Source organism: Chryseobacterium sp. 6424, assembly GCF_003692615.1.
GTDB lineage: Bacteria > Bacteroidota > Bacteroidia > Flavobacteriales > Weeksellaceae > Kaistella.
The window spans coordinates 713,848-740,552 of the sequence record NZ_CP023540.1 but is presented as its reverse complement, the minus strand read 5'-3'; the positions used below and the strand labels follow the sequence as shown (position 1 = coordinate 740,552).

Here is a 26,705-nt window from a genome sequence, read left to right as displayed (position 1 = left end):
AATATTAAAATTGAAAGTTTAATCCTAATGAATATACTTTGGGTCTTTGGTAGAACCCATTATCTATATTCCCGAATATTTCAGGATCTACCCCCGAATAATCGCTGATTACGAATACATTCTGTGCCATACCATACACCCGCAGGTTGCTGCCTGTGTTGAAGACATCGCCAAAGTTGTACCCGAGCGTCAAATTATCCATCCTAAGGAAAGAGGCGTCTTCAACGAAGATATCACTCCAGTACTGAACGTTTTTGAAACCATAACTGGCGGCTACGCTTGAGATATTCATCAAATAATCATTGGTGGCGATACTTTGCACGTTGGATTGTGACGCGAAGTTATTATACACATAATTACCTATTACAGCACGTAATGAAGTGGAGAAATCCCAATTTTTGTACGCAAACTTGGTAGAGAAACCAAACGTAGCATCTGGTGTGGTAGATTTATACAGATATTTATCATCTTCTGTAATTATACCGTCGCCATTTCTATCTACATAAACACCTTCTAAAGGTTTACCTGCGTTGTCATATACCTGCTGATACACCCAGAAACTGAACGGCGTATTACCTACCGTATGTGCCTGCACTGTATTACCGGTACCACCAGAGATCCCACCCTGGCGGATGATGTACCCTTGGGCTACGTCTGTAAATTCTGTAATCTCAGGGTTGTAGTGTGCAGCGTTGAAACTGAAATCCCAACTGAAGTTCTCGGTTTTCACGGGGACTACATTAATCAGGAACTCTATACCATCCGTCTCCATCTTACCAATGTTTTTGATATTGGTGTTACTGAATTCCCCTGCTGGCACCTGTACTCTTGCCTGTAGGTTTCGGGTATTCTTCTTGAACCAGTCGATGGAACCTGTAATTCTGTTATTCAAGAAACCGAAATCCAGACCTGCGTTGATAGTAGCCGTGGTTTCCCAGGTCAATCTGTCATTATACTGCGTTGGGCGGTACATGAAGTAGAACTGGTCACCAAAACCGTATTGTGCAGTCGCTTCAGAAATATTGTAAGAGGCAAAGGAGTTATAATATCCACCTACTTCCTGCTGTCCGGTCTCTCCCCAGCCTGCACGCAGTTTTAAATCAGAGAACACGTTGGATTCTTTCAGGAAGTCTTCGTTCTTAATTTTCCAGGCCGCAGAGGCTGCAAAGAAGGTTCCCCAGTTGTTTTTAAGATCAATCCCATTATAGAATCTTGAGGAAGCATCTCTTCTTACCGATCCGTTAAGGATGTATTTATCTGCAATAGTGAAAATACCCCTACCATAGAAACTCAATAGCACAAGATTCCCTTCATAATCGCGGCTAGGTTCTGTAGCGTTGTAAGAAGGATTTGTGTTATAAGTGAATGATCCGGGTAAATAATCATTAAACTTTTGGTAAGAGTAACCTGCGATTAAATCAAGTTTTGTATCAATAGCTTCAACATCTGTTACGTAGTTGAAATAAGTTTCAAGAAGCTGGTTGGTTTTTTCCTGTATGTAATCTCTGCGTGTACCAAGGTTGAAGAGCGTAGCGCGGTATCCCGGATATTCGGTTACGGCGCCGGTACCTTTCTGGTAGTCGTACCCAGCGTTTACATTAAACCGAAGGTCTGGCAGAAAATGCACTTTATAGTCTAACTGAATATTGGCAATCCCACGGAACACGGTGGATACATCGCGGCGGCCTTCCAGTGAAGCCAGTGGGTTGGCGGTCGCGTTAACATTAAGTCCACCCGCAGGTAAAAACCACTCCCAGTAATTGCCCACTCTGTTTCCTTGGGCAGAATAGTCGTACACCGACTGTGTAGGATCCATCAACTGTGCGGCACCAATCACGCCTGCGTTGAAACGGTTCTCTGTCATCGAACCTTTGAAGTTGGCATTAACAGTCAAATGACGGTCAAAGAATCTCGGGCTTAGGTTCAAAGCGGCAGAAGTCCTTCTGAATTCATTGGTTTTCACCAGACCGTTCTGCTCATTATACCCTAATGAAAGCCGATAAGGCAAACCTTTAATACCTCCGGAGATGGCCACATTATTGTCGGTACCCCAAGCATCCTGATAGATCAGGTCTTGCCAGTTGGTATTGGCTGTACCCAAAAGGTCAATATACTTTTGCTGTGTTGCATTGGCTTGTACATACTCACGGAATTCATCAGCCCCTAAAACTTTCTGGTCGCCCATTCTTGTGGAAACAGAAGCCATTGTTGAAAAATCCACTTTCAGTCTACCGGCACTTCCTTTCTTTGTAGTAATCAGTATTACCCCATTCGAGGCACGGTTACCGTATATAGCGGCAGAAGAAGCATCTTTCAGCACACTGAAGGACTCAATATCGTTCGGATTGATGAGTGCTAATGCGTTCGCGGCACCAGCTACACCGCTATAATCCATCGGGATCCCGTCAATTACAATCAGTGGGTCATTACTTGCCGTAAGAGACGCCCCACCTCGGATCCTGATCGTAGATCCAGCACCAGGATTACCGCCGTTTCCGGTAATGGTAACACCAGGGGCTTTACCCTGGATCAACTGATCTGGCGATGTAGAACCGGTATTGAAGTCTTTAACACTAAGTGAAGTGATAGAACCTGTAAGATCTTCCCGTTTCTGCTTACCGTACCCAATCAATACAACCTGCTCAATATCGGCGGTTTTTATGGAATCAGCCGTTTGTGCCTGCAGCATCGTTCCGGCCAATAAAAATGCCGGCGCGATTTTCAAAACTTTACTATAGTTTCTCACAAAAATTAAATTTTAGGATTAATATTCACGTACAAACTTCCTGAGAAGTGATGCAATTTAAACAAAATTTTAAGATTTTTTAAAGATTGCTTATTATTGTTGATTTATTCTGAGATTTATCATATATTAGAAGCGGATATAAATGATATATCATTGATTATCTGTATATTAACTATCCAATATCTCGTTTTGAGACGATAATAATTTAGCTTAAAATTAAACGCTTGTTTAACTCATTTCATTGTTAATTATTGAAAATGTAAGATTTTAATTGCCATTTTATTAATTTGAGACCTCTATACTTACAGAAAAAAGGTGAATACTGTATCTTTGCAAAAAATCAGCAATAAATAAATGATATCAAACAAAAAAATGATTACCGCCGCGCTGCCTTACGCGAACGGCCCTGTTCATATAGGCCATTTAGCCGGTGTGTATATTCCGGCGGATGTTTACGCAAGATTTCAGCGAAGATTAGGGAAGGATGTCGCATTCATCTGCGGATCAGATGAGCACGGTATCCCAATCACCATCGCGCGAAAAAGGAAGGCGTGACGCCACAGGATATTGTTGATAAATATCATGAAATCATTAAAAAATCATTTTCGGATCTGGGGATTTCTTTTGATGAATATTCCAGGACCACCTCGCAGAAGCATTATGAGACCAGCCAGGATTTCTTTAAAGTATTGTACGAAAATGGGAAATTCACCGAGGAGATTTCTGAACAATATTACGACCAACAGGCCGGTGAATTCCTTGCGGACCGCTATATCGTAGGCACCTGCCCGAACTGCAGCAACGATAACGCTTACGGTGACCAGTGCGAAAAATGCGGCTCTACCCTTTCGCCATCGGAACTGATCAATCCAAAATCCATGCTCAGCGGAAATGTTCCCGTTTTGAAAGAAACCAAAAACTGGTACCTTCCTTTAAATGATTATGAAAATTTCCTGAACGAATGGATTATCGAAGGCCATAAAGACGACTGGAAACCCAACGTGTACGGACAGGTAAAATCATGGCTCAATGATGGGTTAAAACCTAGGGCGATGACACGCGACCTCAACTGGGGCGTGCCCGTGCCGTTGCCAAATGCGGAAGGAAAAGTGCTCTATGTATGGTTTGATGCCCCAATCGGATATATTTCTTTTACCAAAGAATGGGCAGAGAAAAACGGAAAAGACTGGAAAGATTACTGGCAAAGCGAACAGTCCGATTTGGTTCATTTTATCGGGAAAGACAACATCGTTTTCCACTGCATTATTTTCCCGGCGATGATGAAGGCACACGGAGGTTACATCATGCCAACAAACGTGCCTGCTTTTGAATTTTTAAATTTGGAGAACGACAAGATTTCCACTTCACGAAACTGGGCCGTTTGGGCGCATGAATATGTGGAAGAATTCCCGGGCCAGCAGGATGTTCTACGCTACACGCTGCTTTCATCCGCACCGGAAACCAAGGACAACAATTTTACATGGAAAGATTTCCAGACCAAAAACAACTCAGAACTGGTGGGGATTTTCGGGAACTTCATCAACAGAGTGGCAGTTTTAATCCATAAATATTATGATGGAATAATCCCTAAAGGTGATGTAAACGCGCCTGAACTGGCAGAAATCAACAAAGCGGCGAAAGAAATCTCAGGCTTTCTGGAGAATTATGAATTCCGGAATTCTTTATCTGCATTAATGAATTTAGCCCGTTTCGGAAACCAGTATCTTCAGACCGAAGAACCGTGGAAAACCATCAAAGAAAATCCGGAAAAAGCCGCACAGTCCCTGTTTGTAGGCGCACAGATTGCGGTAGCGCTGGCACAGTTGTGTGAGCCTTTCATGCCTTTCAGTTCCGAAAAACTATTGAATATGTTCAATGTACAAAAAACGGAGTGGAAGGTTATTGAGACCCATGCTGTTTTAATTGAAACCGGTCATCAAATCAACGAAGCTTCGCTGCTGTTCTCAAAAATTGAGGATGACGTCATTGAAGCACAGATCCAGAAGCTTGAAAACACCAAGCAGAACAATAAAAAAACAAACCCTAAAGCCAACCCTATGAAAGAGCAGATCACATTTGAGGATTTTACGAAGATCGACCTGAGAACAGCCACGATTTTAGAAGCTGAAAAAGTAGAAAAAGCCGATAAACTTTTGAAACTGACGGTAGATACAGGCGTTGATGTAAGAACTGTAGTTTCGGGAATCGCAGAAAGTTTCACGCCCGAGGAAGTGATTGGGAAGCAGGTGATGATCCTGCTGAATCTTGCCCCAAGAAAAATCCGTGGGATCGAATCACAGGGAATGCTGCTTTTAACAACAAAACCGGACGGCAAACTATCTTTCGTAACGCCGGACGACCGCAATGTTGAAAACGGAATAGAGATCGGATAAAATATAAATGGCGCTTCTCACAAGCGCCATTTTTTATGCTCCAAAGTGTTTCTTTACTTCCTCTAGCACCTGTTCCTCGCTCATTTGCTGCGAAACGCCAAGTGAAACATTCACATTTTTAAACTGTGGAGTATCAAGAAGATAACTTTTGAACTCTTCCTGAATGGTACCGGTTCCGGTAAGGAAAAGTTCTTCGGTATTCGTCAAGTTATCTAGAATGTTTTTGAAAAACTTATGTCTGTTCGTGATCTCGGCGTTATTTCCGGTATGTTCATCGGAGTTTCCCTGCTGAATCACCGCCGTGACGGAATCTACAAGATGGAAGTCGGAAACTTCACGCCCGTCATGATTTTTTGCTATAAACGCCTGAGTTTGGTCGAGCCACACGCCCGCTGATTTCTTGTTCTGCATAACTGTTTATTTTTAAAAGCTACAGTTACAAGATTGATGCAAAGCCGCCGTTAACAGATGTTAAAACTATTTTCCGAGCACGAAAACAGCCGGGATTTTATGGAGTTCCGGTTTGTTTTTCTGCCAGTCTTTAATGCTCAAAGTCTTTATAAATTCTTCTTTCGGATCATTGATATTTGCCGCAATGCAAAGCTTAGTCTGTGGCGAAAGAAACTTGCACAAATCTTCGAAAAGTTGGTTATTGCGGTAAGGGGTTTCCATAAAAATCTGCGAATAACCGGTTTTTTGTACTTGAGATTCAAGCCATTGGATTTTTGATTTTTTCTCGGATTTATCGATTGGCAAATAGCCATGGAAAGTGAATTCCTGACCATTAAAACCACTACCGATCAAGGCCAGAATGATAGAGGACGGCCCGTTGACTAGCACTACTTTTATCGAATTTTCATGGCACCATTTTACCATCAGATTTCCGGGATCGGCGATGCACGGCAATCCCGCTTCGGAAAGCAAACCGAAGTCCTGACCGCTTTTCATTAATGTTTGGGCTTCATTTAAATCTGCATTTTCAGAATATTTATCGAGCAAAAACAGTTTCAGATCAGCCTGCTTTTTTTCGGGAGCAAAAAACTTGATGACTTTCCGTGCGGTTTTTTCATTTTCAACAAAGAAATAGTCGGTTTTTAAGATGTATTCTTTGATGGCGGGCGCGAAATATCCAATGGGGGAATTTTCTGAAAGATAGGCTGGAATTAAAAATAGCATGGTAATCTTTTAGGAATTTGAAGTGAGTTTAATTTTGATGGCTTCCGAAGCGTCATCCAGTAGTTGATACACCTTCTCAAAACCATCCATCTCACTCCAGTACGGATCAAACACTTCGTAATTATTCCCTTCTATTCCGGCTTCTTCTAAAAATAAAGAAACCTTCGCACGCTGTTCGTCATTCTTAGCCAAAGAAATTACGTCCTCGAGAACGCTTAGATCCATACAATAAATCCTGTCGAAATATTCAAAATCCTCAGTGGTAATTGGCCTTGAGCGCTGTTTGGAAATATCAATCCCGTGTTTTTTTGCGATTGAGGTTGCACGTTTATCCGGATTTTCACCTTCGTGCAAAGAGATCGTTCCGGCTGAATCTATAACGAAACCTTCCGGCAGTTTCGACTTTAAGATTCCCTCTGCCAGCGGGCTGCGACAAATATTCCCTAAACAGACAACCAGTATTTTCATAAGTGATGATGTTGGTTTTAATAAAAAATGAAGAATATCACTATCCTTCATTCTGTAAATTTTATTCTATTGTTTTATTCGGTCTCCGATTTCTTTCACGTATTTTTTCAACTCTTTGTCAATTTTAGAAACATCTTTGATGGTTTCGCAGGCATACATCACGGTCGAATGGTCTTTACCACCGGTCTCCTCGCCTATCTTAGCGAAAGTGGCATTGGTAAGTTCTTTAGAGAAATACATGGCAAGTTGTCGTGGCAGCGCGATTTCTCTTTTTCTTGTCCGTGAGAGCAACTGCTCGCGCTTGATCCCGAAATAGTCGCACACCACCTCTTGTATGTAAGGGATGTTAATGACTTTTTTCTGATTAGCCGCGATTTTATTGATGGTTTCTTTCAGCAGATCCAGGCTCAGGTCAGATTTATAGATCGTGGAATACGCGATTACCGAGTTAATTACGCCTATGAGTTCGCGCACGTTGGTCTTCACTTCTGATGCCAGGAAATCAAGCATATCTTCGGTGAGTACAATACCATCGCGGCTCAGTCTGTCAACGATGATCTTTCGGCGTGTATCGAAATCCGGGGATTTTATTTCCGCCGAAAGCCCCCATTTGAATCGCGAAACGATACGATCCTGAATATCAAGGATATCTACTGGTGCCTTATCGGAAGTCAGGATGATTTGCTTTCCGTTTTGATGCAGATAATCAAAGATATGGAAGAAGCTGTCCTGCGTAGATTTCTTACCGGAAAGGAATTGGATATCATCAATGATCAGCACGTCCACCATTTGGTAAAAGTTGGCAAACTCTGTCTGTTTATTCGCCTTTGCCGCAGATACAAACTGCTGGATGAATTTTTCTGATGAAAGGTATAACACCACTTTATCGGGGTGCGCGTTTTTCACCTCGAGTCCTACCGCATGGCCAAGATGCGTTTTACCGACACCATAGCCGCCATATAAAAACAATGGGTTAAAGGCCGTAGCGCCAGGTCTTTTCGCGATAGAACGTGCCACGGTGGCCGCAAATTTATTGCTTTCTCCTTCCACGTAGTTTTCGAAAGAGAAATCGGCTTTCAGGTTCGAGTCGATGTTTACTTTTGGTGTCGCTGGGGCTGCTGCAAACGGATTGATGAGGTTTGCCGTGAAAGCCGGGGCCACTTTCTCCTGAACTTTGGGTGTTGGGATGTTTTTCCCCTTCATGTTCATGGTGATCGGCTGTTCCTGACCCGTCGGCTTATTCTCCATCACCGAATACCATAACTTCACTCCTTTCCCGATATTTTTCTTCAGCGCGGCCGAAAGCAGCGACAGGTAATTGTCCTCAATATATTCTTTGTAAAAATCACTTGGCACCAACAAGGTAAGATTGTTTTCTATAAGTGAAACCGGGCGCACATTATCAAAAAGCAAATCAAAAGAATTTTCGAGTTTCTTAAGGTCAGAATGATCCTCAGCCGCATTAAGGTTATCCCTCATGAACTGAAGACATCTATCCCAAATAAGTGTTAAATTTTCATTCATTTCTGTTCTGCAATTTGTAGCCGGGGCGGTTAGATTTTACGGGAAGACAAATATCTCATATTTAATCCTCAAAAAAAAATTCTTGTCCTATTGGTTATTAAGAAATATATTTGTATGATTGATTTAAGACTTAAAATGATACACACAACACACTCATTACGTGTTCGTTATGGTGAAACCGACGCGATGAAATATGTTTACTATGGCAACTATGCCGAATACCTGGAAGTGGCGCGTGTAGAACTCTTCCGGCAGTTGGGGATGCCTTATAATGACATTGAAAACCGCGGAATTTGGCTGCCAGTTTCCGAGTATCATATCAAATATCTGAAACCTGCTTTCTATGACGAACTTCTGGAAATCCATACGCGGATTAAGGAAATGCCGGGCGTAAGAATTGTATTCGAATATGAAATATTCAACAGCGAAAAAAAGAAGATTACCGAGGCCAGCACGACACTCTTTTTTCTGGATGCCAACACGCAAAAAGTGGTAAAATGCCCACTGTTTTTACAGCAACTTCTGGAGCGACACTGGCAACCGGCTACAAAATAGTCCCTGGCGCTACCTCATAAGGCGCTCTTCCCTGCTCGAAGATGCGGGTGAGATTAGCGCCTTCCACTGTTATTTGCTGTCCTTTTCGTCGAATCCAGTTCCCTTCGCGCAGGCCGATGACTTTGAGGTTATTTTGCGTGAGAAATTCTAAAATGCGGGTTTCGCGGGTTTCGCCATTATGTTTCAGTTCGGGATTGGGATCCAGATAATGCGGATTGATGTTAAAGGGGACCAAGCCCATACAATCAAAACTTGGCGGATATACAATCGGCATATCATTGGTCGTTTTCATGTTTATCCCGCCGATATTAGAGCCAGCACTGCAACCCAGATAAGGTTTCCCCTGGCATACTTGATCTCCTAAAAGCTGCATCAACCCTAATTCGTGCAGGGTTTTTACCAACAAAAACGTATTGCCTCCTCCTGTAAAGTAGCCGTGTGCAGCTTCGATGGCCGATTTTGGATCTTCAAACCCCTGAAGTCCTTTTACCTGTATGCCGATTCCCGCGAAAAAATGTTGTGCTTTTCGGGTATATTCTTCATGCGAAATGCCTCCGGGGCGTGCAAACGGAATGAAAATGATTTCTCTACAGCCATGAAATAATACTTTTATTTCCTCCGTAAGATAGTCTAAATAATTCCCACCATATAAGGTAGAGGTAGATGCAAGCAGGATATTCATGATGCGAAGATATTATTTCTTGAAACTTCCGCGCAAGGAACACACTGCGAAATTAATAATTTTAAAAGATTATTTTTGTCAATTATAAGCAATTAAATAATATTTTAACATTTTTCAACACAAATTTAAATATCTTTGCAACGAAATTTATAACAAAACACTTTTTAAGATGAAATATACCGTTGTTGGCTTGTTTAAAAGCCAGGAAATCGCAAAACAAGTATCAGAATCATTAGAAGAATCTGGCATCAGGAATGAGGATTATATTATTTACAAAACCCAACAGCAAGCAGCTAGGAAACAGAATCTCTGGAAGCAGTTTCTTGGAATAAAATCTCCCCAAACCAATCCGGAAAATGACAAACTTATTACCAGCGTGGAAGTGCGCTCTGAAGAGGAATTTAATAACGTAAAAGATTCTTTCGAGAAAAATGAAGTCGTGAAAATGTACGAGTTTAAAGACATGACGATTGATGAAGCCAAAGATTTGGAATACATCAAAAAAATCGTGGAGCTTCGCGCAAAATCCCACATCTACGCCATGCCAGCTATCTCCGTATCAAATGGCAGCATCAGCCAGGGGATCACAGCTGAGGTGAAAGCTTAAGATATCAAGTTTTTTTCATAATCAGGAAGTCCGTGCTATTTTACAGCACGGATTTCTGTTTTTACAAAACATACGCTAACTTTACACAGCAAAACCTTTCACTTATGAATTTCCGTTTGTTTCTCTTAGCATTCGTACTGTCTTTACAGCTTTCTGCTCAGCAAAAAACCTATTGCAACCCCATCAATATCGATTATGGCTACACGCCTTTCGAGGTTTTTTCGAAACAGGGGAAACACCGCGCCACGGCAGACCCGGTGATTGTCAACTTCCAGAAGAAACTTTTCCTTTTCTCTACCAACCAGGAAGGGTATTGGCATAGTGACGACATGCTGAACTGGAAATTTGTGCACCGGAAATTTCTCCGCGATGATAAATACATCCATGATCTTAATGCACCGGCCGCTTGGGCCATGAAAGATACTTTGTATGTTTACGGCTCCACTTGGGAGTCTGATTTCCCGATCTGGAAATCCACCAACCCCATTGAAAACAAATGGGAAATCGCCGTTGATACCTTGAAAGTGGGCGCCTGGGATCCTGCCTTCCATTATGATGAGGATACCAACAAACTTTTCCTGTACTGGGGCTCCAGCAACGAGTGGCCGCTTCTTGGCACTGAAGTGAAGATGAAAACTCTACAGTCTGAAGGGTATGTTAAACCCATTCTGCGGCTGAAACCTGAAGACCACGGCTGGGAAAGATTCGGTGAATATAATGACAATGTATTCCTGCAACCTTTTGTGGAAGGTGCCTGGGTGACCAAACATAACGGAAAATATTATATGCAGTACGGTGCTCCCGCCACCGAATTTAGTGGTTATGCAGACGGAGTGTACGTCTCCAAAAACCCGCTGGAGGGTTACGAATATCAACAACATAACCCTTTTTCTTACAAACCCGGTGGTTTTGCCCGCGGCGCCGGTCATGGAGCTACTTTTCAGGACAATTACGGCAACTACTGGCATGTCTCCACCATCTTTATCTCCACCAAAAACAATTTTGAGCGCCGCCTGGGCATTTGGCCAGCAGGTTTCGACAAAGATGATGTAATGTACAGCAACACTGCTTATGGCGACTACCCTACTTTAATTCCGGAATACGCGCAAGGCAAAGATTTCACCAAAGGACTGTTTGCCGGGTGGATGCTGCTTAATTATAATAAACCAGTACAGGTTTCCTCCACCCTTGGTGGCTACCATGCGAATTATGCTGTGGATGAAGACATTAAAACCTATTGGTCAGCGAAAACAGGCAATTCCGGTGAATGGTTCCAGACTGATCTTGGTGAAGTCTCCACCATCAATGCCATACAAATAAATTATGCAGATCAGGATGTAACGTTTATGGGTAAGACACTCGGCAAAATGCACCAGTATAAAATCTACGGTTCCAACGACGGAAAGAACTGGAAAATTATTGTCGATAAAAGTAAAAATACGAAAGATGTCCCACACGACTATATCGAACTTGAAAAACCGGCAAAAGCCCGTTTCCTGAAAATGGAAAACCTGAAGATGCCAACCGGTAAATTTGCGTTAAGTGGATTTCGGGTTTTCGGTGAAGGCGCTGGCGACAAACCCGGAAAAGTTCAGAATTTCGTACCATTGCGTGCCGATCCTAAAAAACATGGCGAACGCAGAAGCATCTGGATGAAATGGCAGCAAAATGAAAAGGCCGACGGCTACGTCATCTACTTTGGGAAATCTCCCGACAAATTGTACGGAAGCATTATGGTGTACGGAAAAAACGAATATTTTTTTACCGGTGCAGACCGTACCGATGCGTACTATTTTCAGATAGAAGCGTTTAACAGCAATGGCATCTCGGAACGGTCGGAAATCTTTAAAGCGGAGTAAATTAGGTAATAGCGATAAGGCGCGAGCGAAGCGAGCGCCAAAGAGTACTATGGGCAGTTAGTATTTATCGTTCCACTTCTTTTTCAGCATCTCACGTATCTTATTTTCGGTAGGGTTATTTCCTGGCTCGTAAAATTTAGTTCCTTTAACCTCTGCGGGAAGAAATTCGAGATCTACAAAATTCCCTTCATGGGCATGCGCGTATTGGTAATCTTTCCCATAATCCATATCTTTCATCAGTTTGGTAGGCGCGTTCCGTAAATGTAAAGGCACCGGCAGATTGCCCGTTTTTTTCACGAACGCCATCGCTTCATTGATGGCCGTATAGGTAGAATTACTTTTAGGTGATGCCGCCAGATATACAGCGGTCTCACTTAATATAATCCGCGCTTCCGGATTTCCAATCACATTCACCGCCTGAAAACAATTATTCGCTACGGTAAGCGCGTTCGGATTTGCCAAACCTATATCTTCCGCCGCTAAAATCAGCATTCGCCGGGCAATGAATTTAATATCTTCGCCACCTACAAGCATTCGTGCCAGCCAATATACCGCACCATTGGGATCAGATCCGCGCATGGATTTGATGAATGCCGAAATAATATCATAATGCTGCTCGCCATTCTTATCATAAAGTGCCATGTTTTCCTGTAGCACTTCCAGCACATCTGCATTTGTAATTGCTTTTTTATCAGAATTCCTGAAGTTGTTCAGCACATTCTCTACTGAATTAATGAGTTTCCGTGCGTCACCGCCAGAATACTGAATCAGTGCTTCTTTATCCTTGATGATAAAATCTGTATGAAAATTCGCGTTATATCTTGTTAGCGCCAAGTCAGCCAACGCTTCTAGCTTATCATAAGGAAGAGATTTGAGCACATACACCTGTGAACGCGACAGCAGCGCCGACACCACCTCGAAACTCGGATTTTCAGTGGTGGCACCAATGAGCACAACCCAGCCCTTCTCAACCGCATGTAATAAGGAGTCTTGTTGCGATTTATTAAAGCGATGGATTTCATCAATGAAAAGAATTGGCGATTTGCCCGAGAACAAATTCTGCTGTTTTGCCGCATCAATAACCTCACGCACGTCCTTTACCCCACTGGATACAGCGGAGAGTTTATAGAATTTCCGCCCCGAACTTTCTGAAATAATTTCCGCCAATGTTGTTTTCCCTGTGCCTGGCGGCCCCCAGAAAATCAAGGAGTTCAACGTATCATTCTGTAGCATTTTCCGAAGGGTGCCGGTTTTGCCGGTAAGATGTTCCTGCCCCAATACCTCATCCAGGGTTTTGGGTCTCATTTGCTCTGCTAAAGGCGTGTTGCTGCTCAAAATATCAAAAGAAAGTTTATCGTTCCTATTCAGTAATTTACCTGCAAATATGGAGCAAAATTAAACTATTTCGCTACTTTTGCAATGTAATGCTGAACAAAATCCTTACATTTCCGTTGGTAGTACTGATTAGGTTTTATCAGTGGTTCATATCACCACTGTTGCCAAAAAACTGCCGCTACGAGCCTACCTGCTCGCATTATATGCTAAAAGCACTCAGCGTACATGGCCCCATCAAAGGCTTTTGGCTTGGCACTAAAAGAATACTGCGCTGTCACCCCTGGGGCGGCAGTGGCTACGATCCTGTACCTCCTAAACATTAAAAAATAAATTAATATACTTACCTATGCTCACATTTTTATATACCACGTGGGACCCTTCGACAGGCATCAGCCTTGGCCCAATTACACTGCATTACTACAGTTTGATGTTTGTATTAGCCTTTGGCCTTGGTTATTTCATCATGACGAAGATCTATAAAATTGACGGCGTTCATCAAAAGTATATAGAACCTCTGTTTACATGGACATTAGTTGGGACCATCCTCGGTGCAAGACTTGGGCATGTCATTTTTTATCAGCCAGAACTTTTCCGCCAGGATTTCTGGTCGGTATTCTTACCTATACAAACCAAGCCGGAACTTAAATTCACAGGTTTTGCGGGACTTGCAAGCCATGGCGCTACTATTGCCTTGATTTTCACCACACTTTATTATGCTTATAAAATCATAAGAAAAAACCCGTTTTGGGTGTACGACCGTATTGGGATCGTAGTCGCTTTAGGAGGTGCTTTTGTACGTATAGGCAACTTCTTCAATTCTGAAATCATCGGTAAGCCAGCGCCGGAAGGTTCGCTGTTTGCGGTGCTTTTTCCACAGCAAAGTTCAGAATATGGTGACGTTGTACCGCGATACCCTACACAGCTATTCGAAGCGGGCGGATATTTTTTGCTTTTTATCTTGCTGTGGTTGCTGTATCGTTATACGAACAAAAAATATCAGCAAGGTTGGCTATTTGGCCTGTTCTTTATCGTACTGTGGGCGGTTCGCTTTTTCGTAGAATTTTTAAAAGAGCCGCAAGGCGACGAGTTCATACAGTTTGCAGGTCTTAATACCGGCCAAATTCTCTCGCTGCCCTTCATGCTTTCGGGATTCGTAATTATGTGGTACTCGAAAAACAATAGGATAACCGAAGCCGAAAACGGAAAACCAGAGTAAAAAGAAGCAAACCCTTTAAGTATTTTCTTAAAGGGTTTATTATTAATTCAAAGACATGAAAACCGGGCCTAACGCTTCAATTAAGTCAGTGGCAAGCATGGATTCCTTTGAAAACTTCCGTGCAGCTAGATCGCCAGCCTTGCCGTGAAGCCACACGCCGAAAATGGATGCTTCCTGCGAGGAATAGCCTTGGGCCAGCAGTGCCGTTATTATACCTAACAAAGCGTCTCCGCTGCCACCTTTCGCCATGCCTGAGTTTCCGGTCACATTATAATATACCTTGCCTTCGGGAGTGATGATTTGCGTATGATGATCTTTAAGAATGATAAAAATAGCATATTGACGCGCTTTCTCTCGTGCAAGCGATAACCTGTCGAATGAATTTGCCACGCTGCCGAATAAACGTTCAAACTCTTTTGGGTGTGGCGTTATAATGGAGTTTTCAGGTAAAAGCGATAGATTTTCCGCGTTTTTTGCGAGTATATTTAATGCGTCAGCATCTGCGACAAGAGGTCTTTCAAAATTTTTCAAGAAAGTAAGTAATGCTACAGCTGTCTCGTCATTTGTCCCAAGACCTGGGCCAATGCCTATGGATTCTTTGGATTCTTCGGGGGCAAAATCTATTGCTGTAATATACTTTGAACCGCCGGAAACAAATATCGCCTCCGGGCACGCCAACTGTAAAACATCATAACCACAATCCGGCGCCTGCACCGTGGTAAGTCCACTGCCACAGCGCAAAGCAGCTTTTACAGCCAACACGGCCGCACCCATCTTCCCGAAACTGCCGGAAATAATCTTGGTGCTTCCATAGCTTCCTTTATGTGAAAAATCATTTCGGGGACGATAGATTTTCAGGATCATATCCTCACTGATGACAAAATTTTCAGTAGGTTCATTCTCGCTGAAATCTTTTTGTAAACCGATATCAAGAAGATGCACATCACCAGTGAATTTGCCGGTTTCCGGATGTAGAAAGGCTCTTTTCCAATACTGAAAACTTAAAGTGACATCTGCTTTAAAGACTTCTGAATCAGTTAAAAAAGTTTCGTCAGCCAATAATCCGGAAGGAATATCTATGGAGATTTTAGGAAATTGCAAAGAGTTGAGTTGTGCCACAAGAAGCGCACATTCTTCTTCAAGAGGGCGATTGAGACCAGTGCCAAACAGCGCATCAATGATGACCGAATTTCCGTCAAACTGAAAACCATCAAGCTCATCAAAGTAATGGCAGCCTATACCCGGGTTTTCGCGGACGCGTTGTAGGTTTACCAGACCATCTTCGGAAAACTGTGTAACGTTTTTATTGATAAATACATGGGTCCTAAACCCTTCATGATGCAGCAATCTCGCCAGCGCAAGGCCATCGCCGCCATTGTTACCAGTTCCACAGAAGATTTGGAAGGTTACACTGCCCGGGAAGCGGTTCAGGAGCCATTTTGCACAGGCTTCGGCTGCCCGTTCCATTAATTTCAGGCTGGTTACAGGTTCATGGGTGATCGTAAAAGCATCGGCCTTTCGGATTTGGTTAGCATTAAAAATTTTCATTCATTATTTGTTTCTTTAAAAATAGTATTTATTCTGACATCGTATGATTTTTTTAGGTGAAAAATATTGTTTTATACTAACGGAATGTTTAATTTTGATTTTAATTAAAAATTAGAATTATGGGAATCGTTCAGGAGTTTAAAGCATTTGCTCTTAAAGGAAACGTGATAGATCTTGCCGTGGGTGTAATCATTGGCGCTGCATTCGGCAAAATTGTCTCTTCGATGGTGGAAGATGTTATTACCCCACTGTTGCTAAACCCCGCACTGGAAGCTGTTGGCGCGGAAAATATTGCGCAGTTAAGCTGGAACGGGGTAAAATATGGCAATTTTCTCTCGGCTGTCATCAGTTTTCTATGTATTGCCATTGTACTGTTCTGGCTGATCAAAGGGGCGAATAAAGTGGTAAAGCCTACCTCCGCGCCGCCTCCACCGGTACCGAAAGAACAGCTACTACTTACAGAAATACGCGATCTGTTAAAAGACAGAAATACTACGCTGTAAACTGAAAAAACCTGGAAAAGTTAGTGCCCCTAAAAGTGAGAGACTTTTAGGAGCTCTTTTTTATTGGATCTGAAGAATGCTGCAAATCTGTTTTGCGAGCGAAAGGCCAATCCGGTCCTGCGCCTCGAGGGTGGAAGCGCCCGTATGGGGCGTTAATGAAACTTTTGGATGGGTAAGAATTTCTTCGGACGGGCTGGGCTCGTTCATGAACACATCAAGTCCGGCGAAACTTACCTTACCCTCGTTAAGAGCGTTAAGTAAGGCTTCTTCATCAATAACACCACCGCGCGAGCAGTTGACGATGGCGACACCGGTCTTCATCATGGCAAACTCTGCCGCGCCTATCATATAACCGTTTTTCTGGCTCGGGACGTGCAGCGTAATGAAATCTGCGTGCTTTAAAACGCCTTCTAACGGCTCAGTTTCAATATCTACATTTATGAACTGATTATTATAAAAGGTGACCTTAATACTGGCCCTGCCAACATTACTGTCAGCAGCAATCACGCGCATCCCAAGTCCGAGGGCAATCCTGGCGACCTCTTGCCCAATTCGGCCCATACCGATGATACCAATGGTTTTTCCGCGCAGTTCTATGCCTTTTTCATAGGATTTTTTCAGTGTAGCAAAGTGTGTGGCGCCCTGCACCGGCATTTTGCGGTTGGAGTCATGAAGGAATCTTGCGCCGGAAAACAGATGCGCAAAAACCAGCTCCGCCACAGATTCCGAAGAAGCGGCTGGCGTATTGATGACGTGTATGTTCTTTGATCGTGCGTAATCTACATCTATATTATCCATCCCAACGCCGCCACGGCCTATAATTTCAAGTGTAGGACAGGCATCTATAAGTTCGCGCCGAACCTGCGTGGCACTGCGAACGAGTAAAATACGGATGCTGTTTTCATTGATGTAATGCATCAGGTAATCCTGCGGCACTTTTGTGGTGATTACCTGAAAACCTTTTTGGCTGAGCGCATCAATCCCTGACTGGTCTAACCCATCATTTGCTAATATCTTCATTCTTATTAATCTTTAAAAACTTCTATAACGACCTCTTTCTTAACCATATCGGTAAATTTACCTTTGAAACGGGTGGCTTTCACCAAATGATTGTCGATCCAGTGATAATTACCGCCGCGTGGCTTGCCGCAAAGCACACTGTTATATTTAAACCCATGCTTATCAAGCCAGTCAATGGTAAGTTGCTTGAGGTCTTCTGTACGGGAGGTAAAGAAACAGATGATATGCCCTTGGTCGTACCAACGGTTGATGGTCTCCAACGCGTCGGGGTAAGGCAGGCAACTCACCATCTTCTCCCACTCTTCATTTGGGATATCATCGGTGATTGTTCCGTCTATATCAATCAGGTAATTTTTCACCTCTTTGTTCAGTAGTGGGCCTGCCGGCAGTTTACTTTTAACTCCCATATCGGTAATTTTAAGGTGCAAAATTACGAAAACTACCGTTAGCGAAAAATGCCCCGTTTTGCGTGTATTACATAAGATTGCCTCAAAAAGTTTTTAATTACACATTTATAGCCTATTTTTGTAAAGATGGAAGAACATGTAGTAATTGTATCCGAACAGGATGAGGTTTTGGGCCTGATGGAAAAAATGCAGGCTCATGAAAATGGTATTCTGCACCGGGCTTTCTCGGTATTTTTATTCAACGAAAAAGGCGAGATGCTGTTGCAGAAGCGTGCTTCCGGCAAGTATCATTCCCCTGAACGTTGGACGAACGCCGTATGCTCGCACCCACGCGAAGGAGAAACGTATTTGGAGGCGGCAAAACGCCGTATGAAGGAGGAACTTGGGATTGAAGCGGATTTAACTGAAAAATTCCACTTCATCTATAAGGCTGACGTGGGACAAAACCTTTGGGAGCACGAGCTTGATTATGTGTTTACCGGCAATTTCTCGGGTGACATACATTTAAACAACGATGAAGTGTCTGAAACTCGCTATATTTCAATGGAAGACCTGGACCGTGAAATGAAACTGCACCCTGAACACTTCACTGAGTGGTTCAAGATAATCCTCGCAGAATATAAACATCATTTTTAATCTTTCCAGCAAGTGTTATTCTTTCTAAAAGAACCGCTGTATAATTTAAAATCTAATAAAAAAATACAATGAAAAAGACGGCTTTATTTGACAAACACGTGTCACTCGGCGCTAAGATGGTGCCTTTTGCAGGCTTTGAGATGCCTGTACAATACAGCGGAGTGACCGAGGAGCACTTTGCGGTAAGGGAAAAAGTAGGGATATTCGATGTTTCGCACATGGGACAATTCCTTGTAGAAGGGCCAAACGCAAAGTCGCTGCTACAATATGTTACGACGAACAACCTCGACACGCTGGAAAACGGGAAAGCACAATACACCTGCCTGCCAAATGGCAACGGCGGCATTGTAGATGACCTCATCGTTTATAAAATGAGTGACGAGAAATACTTTGTCGTGGTAAATGCCTCTAATATTGATAAGGACTGGGCACACCTTACCAAATATAACCAGGAATACAATGCCCAACTCACCAATATTTCCGATGAGACATCCCTGATCGCCATACAGGGGCCAAAAGCAACGGAGACCCTACAAAAACTTACAGACACCCCACTTTCAGACATCCCTTATTATCATTTCACGGAAGGTAAGGTGGCCGGTTTTGAAGACATCATAATTTCAAATACCGGTTACACGGGTAGCGGTGGTTTTGAAATTTATTTTAAAAACGAAAATGCCGCCGCGATTTGGGACGCGCTTCTGGAAGCTGGAAACGAGTTCGGGCTTCTGCCTTGCGGCTTGGCTGCCCGAGACACCCTGCGACTCGAAAAAGGCTTTTGCCTTTACGGAAACGATATCGACGATACTACCTCGCCATTAGAAGCAGGATTGGGATGGATCACCAAATTCGATAAAGAATTTGTGGATAAAGACCGTTTTGCCAAGCAGAAAGAAGAGGGCATCATGCGTAAACTTGTAGGCTTCGAAATGCAGGAACGCGCCATACCGCGCCACGATTATGAAGTCGCCGATGCGGAAGGTAATATCATTGGTAAAGTAACTTCGGGCACGATGAGCCCCATGAAAAACATCGGAATCGGTTTGGCTTACATCGATAAACCCCATTACAAAATTGGTACCGACATCTTCATCAAAATCCGGAATAAGAATGTACCGGCTAAAGTTGTAAAACTGCCTTTTGTTTCGTAAATAAATGAATGGCGAATTTGCCATACATTATAATAATAAAGGTCGGCTGGGGAAATTCCCCAGCGACCTTTCATTTAACTTAGCCTGAACTACGCTTATTTTACTTCAATGGTTTTTACATGCTGCATGGTTACCTCTTTCTTTGGTACATTTATTTTCAGAATGCCGTCTTCATAAGACGCGTCAATCCTTTCTGCATCTACCACTTCCGGCAATGTAAACGATCTGCTGAAGGCACTGTAATTAAACTCTCTGCGGGTAAAACCTCCCTTCTCGTCCTTCTCTTCGTTTTCAGTGCGGTTTTCGCTGGATATGGTGAGCACGTTCCTATCGAGATTTATCTTGAAATCCTCTTTTCTAACGCCTGGTGCAGCCAAATGGATCTCAAAACCATTTTCCTGCTCACGGATGTTTACAGAAGGTAAGGTGAACTCATTTCTGTTTACTTTAGGCATCCCAAAATCAAATAAATCTCTGGTGATAAAATCATCAAAAAAACTGTTTCTTCTGATTAAATTTGACATCGCTTTATATTTTTTGGTTAAACATCATCTAAATGTATTCGCTAAATCACAAAAAAAATGCCTGTACATTTTTACAGACATTTTTTCACAAATGATTGATTAGTAATGACATTATGTCAGTAAATCATTGAAATATCGCTCTAAAACTTCTATGTTCTTCTTGTCATTCCCGATAAAGATTTCTTTGTCTGTAAGAAATACCGGGCGTTTGTGAAATGAATAATGCTCGGTTAAGAGTGTTTTAAAATCATCTTCTGCCAATGCCTTCACATCAATGTCCCGCACTTTGATCTGCGTGGATCTCCTGCTGAACAAGGCTTCATAGGAACCGGCTAACTGATGCATGGAAGCAAGCTCATCTTCAGTTACTGGATCGCTTTTTATTTCACGGAGTTCCCAACCTTCTAAATTGAACTTGTTCAGTATTTTCATACACGTTCCGCAGGTTTTCAGATAAAAAACTTTCTTCATAGGTCTTCTTTTAAATTAATCAATACAAAAAATCTCTTTCCAAATGAAAAGAGATTTACATGTTATCTGGCAATATTTACAGAACGGGTTTCGCGGATGACTGTCACCCTCACCTGCCCCGGATATGTAAGTTCGTTCTGGATTTTTTCGGAAATATCGTAGGAAAGCTGCGAGCTTTGTTCATCATTTACGCGTCCGCTTTCTACCATCACACGAAGTTCGCGACCGGCCTGAATCGCGTAAGCACTTGATACGCCATCGAAACTTAATGCCGCGGCTTCCAAATCCTTAAGCCGCTGAATATAAGACTCTAACACCTGACGTCTCGCGCCTGGTCTTGCACCAGATATCGCATCTGCCACCTGTATGATTGGCGAAAGAAGAGAGGTCATTTCAATTTCATCATGGTGGGCACCAATGGCGTTTACCACTTCTGGGTTTTCGCCATACTTTTCTGCCCATTGCATGCCTAATAATGCGTGTGGGAGTTCAGACTCCTGTTCTGGGACTTTACCAATATCGTGCAGAAGACCGGCTCTTTTGGCCATTTTCACATTCAGCCCAAGTTCTGCAGCCATGGTAGCGGCGATATTGGCCACTTCTCGGGAGTGTTGCAGCAGATTCTGCCCATATGAAGAACGGAATTTCATCCGGCCCACAATCTTCACCAGTTCGGGGTGCAGACCGTGGATCCCTAAGTCTATCACTGTTCTTTTACCAACTTCTATGATTTCTTCTTCAATCTGTTTTTTGGTTTTTTCTACCACTTCCTCGATTCTTGCCGGGTGAATCCTGCCATCGGTTACAAGGCGGTGAAGCGAAAGCCTCGCCACTTCTCTCCTTACCGGATCGAAGCATGAAAGCAAAATAGCTTCCGGCGTATCATCCACAATGATCTCTACGCCGGTGGCAGCTTCCAAAGCGCGGATGTTACGGCCTTCGCGACCGATGATACGTCCTTTCACCTCATCAGATTCAATATTAAAGACAGAAACCGAGTTTTCTATGGCCTGCTCTGTACCGATACGCTGAATGGTTTGAATGACGATTTTCTTGGCTTCCTGTTTTGCATTGAGGTTTGCTTCTTCCATAATGCTTTGCACATGAGCCTGTGCCCGGGTTTTGGCCTCGGATTTCATGGCTTCTACCAGTTCATTCTTGGCTTCTTCGGCAGAATAGTTGGCAATTTTTTCTAGCATTTCTACCTTTTGTGCGGTAGCTACCTCCAGTTCCTGCTGTTTTTTGTCCAGCATTTCCTGTTTCTTTTGATTATCGGCAATTTTGCGTTCAAGATCTTTTTCAAGCTTACCGGTTTTACTTAGCTCATCATTCAGCTTGTTTTCTTTGTCTTTGATGCGTTTTTCTGCCTCATTCATTTTCTTTTCGCGTGCCTGTATATCGGCATCGTGCTGGGACTTCAGTTCCAGGAATTTTTCTTTTGCCTGCAGTTGTTTTTCTTTCCGCAAAGATTCTGCCTGTACATTGGCTTTTTCTATAATGTTTTCGGCGTTTTTCTTTGCATCTTCCAGGATGAATTTTGCCTTCGCGTTAAGCGAACTTTTAGAGAATAATATTCCGGCGACAGCACCTGCGATGAGGCAGACGATCCCGATAATAATAGCGACGGTTGTTGTCATATATGTCTAGTTTTAATGTTCTAAATGATTAAAAAGCTGTCTTGGCAGCCATAAAAAAAGCCTACAATAATTCAAGTGATTTAGAGTAAACTCCTAATCAACACGATTTGAACTGATTTTCACTTTCTGTAATCCGGGCAGGCCGCGCGCCATCAAGTGAACTTTTGTCCGGTAATTGTTTAGCGTTGAGTTTACCTTAATGTGTTAGAACTATTGTAGGCAGTCGGTTTGGTGGAAAAGAAAAATCTACTTATCCACTGCATCCAGCAAACGGCTAATTTGCATGAGTCTATCGCTGGTTGCGTTTATATTTTTTTCGTTATTGATAAGCGAAACTTCGGCATTGGTACCCAATTTCAGCGCACACATGGCTAATGCGTCTTGCTTATCTCTGACATCGAAATTCTGTTCGAAATCCTTTATCATTCCTTCAATCTGCTTCCCGACCTTTCGAAGTGTTTCTTCTTCTGCGGCGGGTACATTCAGCGGGTAATTGCGTCCCGCGATGTTGATGGTGATTCTTCTCACTTCCATTACAGTCCACTGTTTTGAAGTTCGGCAATACACTGATCTACTTCTTTTATCAGCCGGTTGATATGGTTTTTCATCAGCCGGTTGTGATCGGGATTTCCGCTGATTGCTGAGTAAAGTTTTATATTTTTCTGTTCTTCTGCTAACACCTGGTTTTTCTTTCTCTCCTCGTCGTATTTCTCCTTCAGTTCTTCATGCTCGCGGGATAAATCCAAGAATCTTTCGTTAAGCTTCTGATAGTTTTTTGTAATCTCCAGAACCTTCTTCTCTACAACCGAAAAATTATTTTCCAAGTCCTTCAGCATTTCAGGCTTTTTAATTCTAACTTATAGCAAAAATATAAAATTAAAGTGGAATATGCATAAATTTTAGCAATTACTTGAAACGAAAAAAGGAGAAACCGTACGCTTCTCCTTTTTGCATCTTGTGAAAACTGTGTTTTATTCAAATTTAAGTACAAACATCAGTGCTCGGCTTTTTGCGCTGACGATAGCGGGCGTCCAGTACGGCGGTGTTTCTGCATTGTCGGGCACCATTTCATCATTGATCATGAAGGTACCGCGGAAACCTGGGGTAAGCTTGAAACGGCTGAAATAAAACTGTATCCCTATCTCGGCTGACCACGCAAAATTGCTGGTCGTACTTCGGAAGATGCCCTGTGCGTTATCATCGGCCGCATCACTGTTCGATTGCAGATTCAGCATCCAGTTGACACCTGCGGCTGCATACGGCCGCGAGTTATACCAGCGGTCACCATGGATTTCGATCAACAAAGGCAGATCCACATAGGTAGATTTTACGTTTCGAAGTTTGTCCGCATCCGTAAGTGTCCTTGGCGTAAAAGGGAGGTTTGCGGGTGTTCCTGCGGCAAACTGATCATTGGATTGGGTATCAAAGTAAATTTCGCGCTCCACGAATTGCAAACCGGGCTCGAACCGAAGGTCAAAGTTTTCATTCAGCCTCATTTTACCGATAAGGCCTGCGCCAAAACTGTAGGATGATTTGGTACGGACGAGGTTTTGCTGTTTTGATATCCCAAAACGCGGATCAAGCACCAGTTTATAATCGAAGTTGTTACCTGCCAAAAAGAAGCCGTAACTGAATTTCTGGTTATCGAAACTCTCCAGATTGTCCATACGGTCTTTGGTACGGAAGAGTTGCGCGCTGGCAAGGCCTGCCACCAGAATTGCTGTGATTAAACTGATTTTTGAAGGAAATGTCCGCATTATTTGGTTGCCTTGTAAATGGTTGCGATGCCTAAACTTAATTTTTTATATTCTACTTTTCTGAAACCGTTATTCAGCAGGATGTTTTTCATCTTCTCACCAAACGGAAATGCGTTTACCGAATCGGGCAGATAGGTATAAGCACGGTTATCCTTGGACACCAAACGGCCAATCATTGGCAGTATATTCTTAAAATAAAACATGTAAAGCGGACCCAAAAGCCCTTCTACTTTAGAAAACTCTAAGATGTACACACTGCTGTTTTCCTTAACTACACGACTGAGTTCGGATAAGCCTTTCTCCAGATTTTCAAAGTTGCGCACTCCGAATGCAACGGAAACCGCGTCAAATTTATTGCTTTCGTAAGGCAAATTTTCGGCGTCGCCTTTCTGCATCGTAATCTTATCCTGCATATTAAGCTTTTTGATTTTATCGAGGCCTACATTCAGCATCTGCTGGCTAAGATCGAGGCCTGTCACATGTGCGCCGGTGCCTTTCTGTACCGCGATGGCAAGATCGCCGGTGCCGGTAGCCACATCCAGCACTTCTTTAGGCGCATCTTTATTCATCCATTTTACCAGGGTGTTGCGCCAAAGCACATCAATCTTCATGGAGAGTACATGGTTAAGAAGATCGTATTTCGGTGCAATATTGTCGAACATATCTTCGACTTCCTGTTTTTTACCGGCCTGCGTATTGTAAGGTTTTATCTGGCTCAAAATATTGTATTTAAAATTTATAATACGCTTTATAGTATCTTAAAAAGTCTGCTTTACGGAAGATCTTGGTCCGCGATTCTACTTTCTGCACGTTTTTCACCACTTTATCATACTCTTCATCGAGGTTGAAGTAGAAATCCTCGGTATAAAGTCGGCTGAATTTCTTGGGTGCGTTTACATATTCCTTCCCGTCGATCTGGGTCCTAGGGCGCACGGCAATCAACGAATCCTTATTTAATCCGTAGCCGTAAAACTGCTCATTGATGTAATAATCCTGATGGGCGATATTCAGCAAACCGCGGTCCTTTTGAACGGTAAAAGCCGAATCGTACAACAGATTTTTTTTGTTGTCATAGACTTTCACTCTGTTTTTACCTTTATGAAGGTCTATGCGGAATTTTTGGTCTGCAGCGATGGTATTTTCAGCACCACCGTTTAATGTGAAATAAAACGTTTGGTCCGTAGGGTTATCTACCAGGTAATAATTTTTTTTGGCAAGTAGCGTAAAATAGATGCCAAAGGCCACCAACACGGTGATGACAGCAATTATTAAACCCTTAGCCGACGCGCTTACTTTCATATGAAAAAACAAAAAGTCTTGCAAATTTAATAATAATTTTCGTTCGGGGCGATACAATATTAATCCGTAACTTTGCCCTAAATTTTTCTATTCAAAAAAATGCCCAATACAATTATAATTGGTTCCGGAAGCTACCTTCCCACCAGGATTATCGGTCGAGAATATTTCAAGGATTCCGTATTTTATACCGATGACGGCGACAGAATTGATAAGCCTGTAGATGAAATCATCCAGAAATTTGTAGAGATCACCGAAATTGAAAACCGTAGGTATCTGGAAGAAGACGAATTCAATTCTGACCTAGCACACAAAGCGGCAAAAGAGGCTATCGACGATGCCCAAATAGACCAAGAAGCGCTAGATTATATTATTTACGCAAGTAATTTTGGGGAAGTGAATGTCGATGGAATGACGAACTTCATGCCCTCCATGTCCGCACGTCTAAAAAACAAACTGGGCATTAAAAACCGCAACTGCATCAATTACGACATGATCTTCGGCTGTCCTGGCTGGGTAGAAGCCATGATTCTTGCGGACACCCTCATCAAAGCGAAAAAAGCCAAGATGATCCTGGTAGTCGGCGCAGAAACACTCAGTCGTGTGACTGATGCTTTCGACCGCAACAAGATGATCTTTGCGGACGGTGCCGGTGCTGTGGTTGTAAAAGCCACTGATGAGGAAAATGTAGGCATCATCGCTGATTCTACCATTTGTGACAATGATGTGGAACTTAATTTTCTGGAAAACGCACCTTCACTGAAATTGGATGAGGACCGCAAACCACTCTACATTCGTATGCACGGCCGAAAAATCTATGAATACGCGCTTAAAAATGTACCAATTGCGATCAAAGACACTATTGATAAGGCCGGGCTCAACATTGAGGATATTGATAAAATACTGATTCATCAGGCCAACGCGAAAATGGATTACGCGATGATCTCGCGCCTGTTCAAACTATACGGGATAAAAGATTACGACCATAACATTGCCCCTATGACGATCCAACAATATGGAAATTCATCTGTAGCCACTATCCCAACGATGTTCGATCTAATTATCAAAGGAAAGATGGAGGGACATTCGTTCAAAGAAAAAGGCACCATCGTATTTGCTTCCGTTGGCGCTGGCATGAATATTAATGCAGTAGTATATCGGTTTCCTTAACTAAATTTTTATAAAAACATATAG

The 26,705-nt window shown here is 42.8% G+C and carries 27 protein-coding genes and 1 pseudogene; 10 read left to right on the top strand and 18 right to left on the bottom strand.

From position 1 onward, the window contains the following. Positions 1–4: 4 nt before the first annotated feature. Positions 5–2,746: a SusC/RagA family TonB-linked outer membrane protein gene (locus CO230_RS03500; protein ID WP_122027331.1), complete on the bottom strand. Its 2,742-nt coding sequence runs from the start codon at positions 2,744–2,746 to the stop codon at positions 5–7. A gap of 354 nt (positions 2,747–3,100) precedes the next feature. Between CO230_RS03500 and metG the strand changes: the two are divergent. Next, a pseudogene (gene metG, locus CO230_RS03495) lies at positions 3,101–5,139 on the top strand (methionine--tRNA ligase). Positions 5,140–5,172: 33 nt separating this feature from the next. On the opposite strand, the gene CO230_RS03490 reads toward metG, so the two are convergent. The 4 genes from CO230_RS03490 to dnaA form a co-directional block, all read right to left on the bottom strand. Next, positions 5,173–5,550, bottom strand: a complete 378-nt coding sequence (locus CO230_RS03490; RefSeq protein ID WP_122027330.1) for a hypothetical protein — start codon at positions 5,548–5,550, stop codon at positions 5,173–5,175. Between the two features lie 66 nt (positions 5,551–5,616). Next, complete coding sequence (locus CO230_RS03485; RefSeq protein ID WP_122027329.1) at positions 5,617–6,315, bottom strand: SAM-dependent methyltransferase; 699 nt, start codon at positions 6,313–6,315, stop codon at positions 5,617–5,619. A 9-nt stretch (positions 6,316–6,324) separates the two neighbouring features. Next, complete coding sequence (locus CO230_RS03480; protein ID WP_122027328.1) at positions 6,325–6,783, bottom strand: low molecular weight protein-tyrosine-phosphatase; 459 nt, start codon at positions 6,781–6,783, stop codon at positions 6,325–6,327. 66 nt (positions 6,784–6,849) lie between these two features. Continuing rightward, entirely contained in the window at positions 6,850–8,307 is a 1,458-nt protein-coding gene (gene dnaA / locus CO230_RS03475; RefSeq protein ID WP_122027327.1) for a chromosomal replication initiator protein DnaA, read from the bottom strand. A 135-nt stretch (positions 8,308–8,442) separates the two neighbouring features. Here dnaA and CO230_RS03470 point away from each other — a divergent pair, with 135 nt between their 5' ends. Next, entirely contained in the window at positions 8,443–8,862 is a 420-nt protein-coding gene (locus tag CO230_RS03470) for an acyl-CoA thioesterase (protein WP_122027326.1), read from the top strand. On the opposite strand, the gene pepE is transcribed toward CO230_RS03470, so the two are convergent. Next, positions 8,852–9,544: a dipeptidase PepE gene (gene pepE, locus CO230_RS03465; RefSeq protein WP_122027325.1), complete on the bottom strand. Its 693-nt coding sequence runs from the start codon at positions 9,542–9,544 to the stop codon at positions 8,852–8,854. The two genes, CO230_RS03470 and pepE, sit on opposite strands and share 11 nt — an antisense overlap. Positions 9,545–9,713: 169 nt before the next feature. Here pepE and CO230_RS03460 point away from each other — a divergent pair, with 169 nt between their 5' ends. Beyond that, entirely contained in the window at positions 9,714–10,151 is a 438-nt protein-coding gene (locus CO230_RS03460; protein WP_122027324.1) for a hypothetical protein, read from the top strand. Between the two features lie 104 nt (positions 10,152–10,255). Beyond that, entirely contained in the window at positions 10,256–12,010 is a 1,755-nt protein-coding gene (locus CO230_RS03455; RefSeq protein ID WP_122028873.1) for a discoidin domain-containing protein, read from the top strand. A gap of 57 nt (positions 12,011–12,067) precedes the next feature. Here CO230_RS03455 and CO230_RS03450 read toward each other — a convergent pair whose 3' ends face one another. Continuing rightward, positions 12,068–13,345: a replication-associated recombination protein A gene (locus CO230_RS03450; protein WP_122027323.1), complete on the bottom strand. Its 1,278-nt coding sequence runs from the start codon at positions 13,343–13,345 to the stop codon at positions 12,068–12,070. An 89-nt stretch (positions 13,346–13,434) separates the two neighbouring features. Here CO230_RS03450 and yidD point away from each other — a divergent pair, with 89 nt between their 5' ends. Both yidD and lgt read left to right on the top strand, forming a co-directional pair. Further along, positions 13,435–13,668: a membrane protein insertion efficiency factor YidD gene (gene yidD, locus CO230_RS03445; protein WP_122027322.1), complete on the top strand. Its 234-nt coding sequence runs from the start codon at positions 13,435–13,437 to the stop codon at positions 13,666–13,668. Positions 13,669–13,691: 23 nt separating this feature from the next. Further along, the gene (lgt, locus tag CO230_RS03440; protein ID WP_122027321.1) at positions 13,692–14,561 is read left to right on the top strand and encodes a prolipoprotein diacylglyceryl transferase; all 870 of its coding nucleotides are present in this window, start codon (positions 13,692–13,694) and stop codon (positions 14,559–14,561) included. Between the two features lie 42 nt (positions 14,562–14,603). On the opposite strand, the gene CO230_RS03435 is transcribed toward lgt, so the two are convergent. After that, on the bottom strand, positions 14,604–16,109 hold the full coding sequence (locus CO230_RS03435; RefSeq protein ID WP_122027320.1) for an NAD(P)H-hydrate dehydratase: 1,506 nt from the start codon (positions 16,107–16,109) through the stop codon (positions 14,604–14,606). A 119-nt stretch (positions 16,110–16,228) separates the two neighbouring features. On the opposite strand from CO230_RS03435, the gene mscL reads away from it, so the two are divergent. Next, positions 16,229–16,612: a large conductance mechanosensitive channel protein MscL gene (gene mscL / locus CO230_RS03430; RefSeq protein WP_122027319.1), complete on the top strand. Its 384-nt coding sequence runs from the start codon at positions 16,229–16,231 to the stop codon at positions 16,610–16,612. A gap of 60 nt (positions 16,613–16,672) precedes the next feature. On the opposite strand, the gene CO230_RS03425 is transcribed toward mscL, so the two are convergent. Both CO230_RS03425 and CO230_RS03420 read right to left on the bottom strand, forming a co-directional pair. After that, on the bottom strand, positions 16,673–17,632 hold the full coding sequence (locus CO230_RS03425; RefSeq protein WP_122027318.1) for a D-2-hydroxyacid dehydrogenase: 960 nt from the start codon (positions 17,630–17,632) through the stop codon (positions 16,673–16,675). 5 nt (positions 17,633–17,637) lie between these two features. Continuing rightward, complete coding sequence (locus CO230_RS03420) at positions 17,638–18,039, bottom strand: phosphoheptose isomerase (protein WP_122027317.1); 402 nt, start codon at positions 18,037–18,039, stop codon at positions 17,638–17,640. A 126-nt stretch (positions 18,040–18,165) separates the two neighbouring features. Between CO230_RS03420 and idi the strand changes: the two genes are divergently transcribed. Both idi and gcvT read left to right on the top strand, forming a co-directional pair. Next, complete coding sequence (idi, locus tag CO230_RS03415; RefSeq protein ID WP_122027316.1) at positions 18,166–18,675, top strand: isopentenyl-diphosphate Delta-isomerase; 510 nt, start codon at positions 18,166–18,168, stop codon at positions 18,673–18,675. Between the two features lie 68 nt (positions 18,676–18,743). Continuing rightward, positions 18,744–19,826: a glycine cleavage system aminomethyltransferase GcvT gene (gene gcvT, locus CO230_RS03410; RefSeq protein ID WP_122027315.1), complete on the top strand. Its 1,083-nt coding sequence runs from the start codon at positions 18,744–18,746 to the stop codon at positions 19,824–19,826. Positions 19,827–19,921: 95 nt separating this feature from the next. Here the strand turns inward: gcvT and CO230_RS03405 are convergent, their stop codons facing one another. The 8 genes from CO230_RS03405 to CO230_RS03370 all read right to left on the bottom strand — a co-directional run bounded on the left by CO230_RS03405 (position 19,922) and on the right by CO230_RS03370 (position 25,514). Next, positions 19,922–20,350 carry an Hsp20/alpha crystallin family protein gene (locus CO230_RS03405; RefSeq protein WP_122027314.1) on the bottom strand — a complete coding sequence of 143 codons (429 nt, stop codon included), beginning with the start codon at positions 20,348–20,350 and terminating at the stop codon, positions 19,922–19,924. 111 nt (positions 20,351–20,461) lie between these two features. Further along, on the bottom strand, positions 20,462–20,821 hold the full coding sequence (locus CO230_RS03400; RefSeq protein WP_122027313.1) for an arsenate reductase family protein: 360 nt from the start codon (positions 20,819–20,821) through the stop codon (positions 20,462–20,464). 62 nt (positions 20,822–20,883) lie between these two features. Next, the gene (gene rny / locus CO230_RS03395) at positions 20,884–22,458 is read right to left on the bottom strand and encodes a ribonuclease Y (RefSeq protein WP_122027312.1); all 1,575 of its coding nucleotides are present in this window, start codon (positions 22,456–22,458) and stop codon (positions 20,884–20,886) included. Positions 22,459–22,704: 246 nt separating this feature from the next. Beyond that, the gene (locus tag CO230_RS03390) at positions 22,705–22,992 is read right to left on the bottom strand and encodes a cell division protein ZapA (RefSeq protein WP_122027311.1); all 288 of its coding nucleotides are present in this window, start codon (positions 22,990–22,992) and stop codon (positions 22,705–22,707) included. After that, a complete protein-coding gene (locus CO230_RS03385; protein ID WP_122027310.1) occupies positions 22,992–23,294 on the bottom strand; it encodes a hypothetical protein in 303 nt (100 codons plus the stop codon). Before CO230_RS03385 ends, CO230_RS03390 begins: the two co-directional genes overlap by 1 nt. Before the next feature lie 135 nt (positions 23,295–23,429). Further along, positions 23,430–24,215, bottom strand: coding sequence for a porin family protein (locus tag CO230_RS03380; RefSeq protein WP_122027309.1), 786 nt, complete (start codon positions 24,213–24,215; stop codon positions 23,430–23,432). Then, positions 24,215–24,934 carry a bifunctional demethylmenaquinone methyltransferase/2-methoxy-6-polyprenyl-1,4-benzoquinol methylase UbiE gene (gene ubiE, locus CO230_RS03375; protein ID WP_410492864.1) on the bottom strand — a complete coding sequence of 240 codons (720 nt, stop codon included), beginning with the start codon at positions 24,932–24,934 and terminating at the stop codon, positions 24,215–24,217. The genes CO230_RS03380 and ubiE overlap by 1 nt, the downstream gene beginning before the upstream one ends. Before the next feature lie 10 nt (positions 24,935–24,944). Then, complete coding sequence (locus tag CO230_RS03370; protein ID WP_122027307.1) at positions 24,945–25,514, bottom strand: hypothetical protein; 570 nt, start codon at positions 25,512–25,514, stop codon at positions 24,945–24,947. Positions 25,515–25,613: 99 nt separating this feature from the next. On the opposite strand from CO230_RS03370, the gene CO230_RS03365 reads away from it, so the two are divergent. After that, positions 25,614–26,681: a 3-oxoacyl-ACP synthase III family protein gene (locus CO230_RS03365; RefSeq protein WP_122027306.1), complete on the top strand. Its 1,068-nt coding sequence runs from the start codon at positions 25,614–25,616 to the stop codon at positions 26,679–26,681. Positions 26,682–26,705 lie beyond the last annotated feature (24 nt).

Bases quoted from the DNA above. Each gene is read 5' to 3' on its own strand.
- gcvT (WP_122027315.1), top strand. From the start codon at position 18,744: ATGAAAAAGACGGCTTTATTTGACAAACACGTGTCACTCGGCGCTAAG.
- CO230_RS03405 (WP_122027314.1), bottom strand. From the start codon at position 20,350: ATGTCAAATTTAATCAGAAGAAACAGTTTTTTTGATGATTTTATCACC.
- yidD (WP_122027322.1), top strand. From the start codon at position 13,435: ATGCTGAACAAAATCCTTACATTTCCGTTGGTAGTACTGATTAGGTTT.
- lgt (WP_122027321.1), top strand. From the start codon at position 13,692: ATGCTCACATTTTTATATACCACGTGGGACCCTTCGACAGGCATCAGC.
- mscL (WP_122027319.1), top strand. From the start codon at position 16,229: ATGGGAATCGTTCAGGAGTTTAAAGCATTTGCTCTTAAAGGAAACGTG.
- pepE (WP_122027325.1), bottom strand. From the start codon at position 9,544: ATGAATATCCTGCTTGCATCTACCTCTACCTTATATGGTGGGAATTAT.
- CO230_RS03490 (WP_122027330.1), bottom strand. From the start codon at position 5,550: ATGCAGAACAAGAAATCAGCGGGCGTGTGGCTCGACCAAACTCAGGCG.
- CO230_RS03420 (WP_122027317.1), bottom strand. From the start codon at position 18,039: ATGGGAGTTAAAAGTAAACTGCCGGCAGGCCCACTACTGAACAAAGAG.
- dnaA (WP_122027327.1), bottom strand. From the start codon at position 8,307: ATGAATGAAAATTTAACACTTATTTGGGATAGATGTCTTCAGTTCATG.
- rny (WP_122027312.1), bottom strand. From the start codon at position 22,458: ATGACAACAACCGTCGCTATTATTATCGGGATCGTCTGCCTCATCGCA.
- CO230_RS03365 (WP_122027306.1), top strand. From the start codon at position 25,614: ATGCCCAATACAATTATAATTGGTTCCGGAAGCTACCTTCCCACCAGG.
- CO230_RS03425 (WP_122027318.1), bottom strand. From the start codon at position 17,632: ATGAAGATATTAGCAAATGATGGGTTAGACCAGTCAGGGATTGATGCG.
- CO230_RS03390 (WP_122027311.1), bottom strand. From the start codon at position 22,992: ATGGAAGTGAGAAGAATCACCATCAACATCGCGGGACGCAATTACCCG.
- CO230_RS03460 (WP_122027324.1), top strand. From the start codon at position 9,714: ATGAAATATACCGTTGTTGGCTTGTTTAAAAGCCAGGAAATCGCAAAA.
- CO230_RS03400 (WP_122027313.1), bottom strand. From the start codon at position 20,821: ATGAAGAAAGTTTTTTATCTGAAAACCTGCGGAACGTGTATGAAAATA.
- CO230_RS03435 (WP_122027320.1), bottom strand. From the start codon at position 16,109: ATGAAAATTTTTAATGCTAACCAAATCCGAAAGGCCGATGCTTTTACG.
- CO230_RS03380 (WP_122027309.1), bottom strand. From the start codon at position 24,215: ATGCGGACATTTCCTTCAAAAATCAGTTTAATCACAGCAATTCTGGTG.
- CO230_RS03480 (WP_122027328.1), bottom strand. From the start codon at position 6,783: ATGAAAATACTGGTTGTCTGTTTAGGGAATATTTGTCGCAGCCCGCTG.
- CO230_RS03385 (WP_122027310.1), bottom strand. From the start codon at position 23,294: ATGCTGAAGGACTTGGAAAATAATTTTTCGGTTGTAGAGAAGAAGGTT.
- idi (WP_122027316.1), top strand. From the start codon at position 18,166: ATGGAAGAACATGTAGTAATTGTATCCGAACAGGATGAGGTTTTGGGC.
- CO230_RS03470 (WP_122027326.1), top strand. From the start codon at position 8,443: ATGATACACACAACACACTCATTACGTGTTCGTTATGGTGAAACCGAC.
- CO230_RS03455 (WP_122028873.1), top strand. From the start codon at position 10,256: ATGAATTTCCGTTTGTTTCTCTTAGCATTCGTACTGTCTTTACAGCTT.
- CO230_RS03370 (WP_122027307.1), bottom strand. From the start codon at position 25,514: ATGAAAGTAAGCGCGTCGGCTAAGGGTTTAATAATTGCTGTCATCACC.
- CO230_RS03485 (WP_122027329.1), bottom strand. From the start codon at position 6,315: ATGCTATTTTTAATTCCAGCCTATCTTTCAGAAAATTCCCCCATTGGA.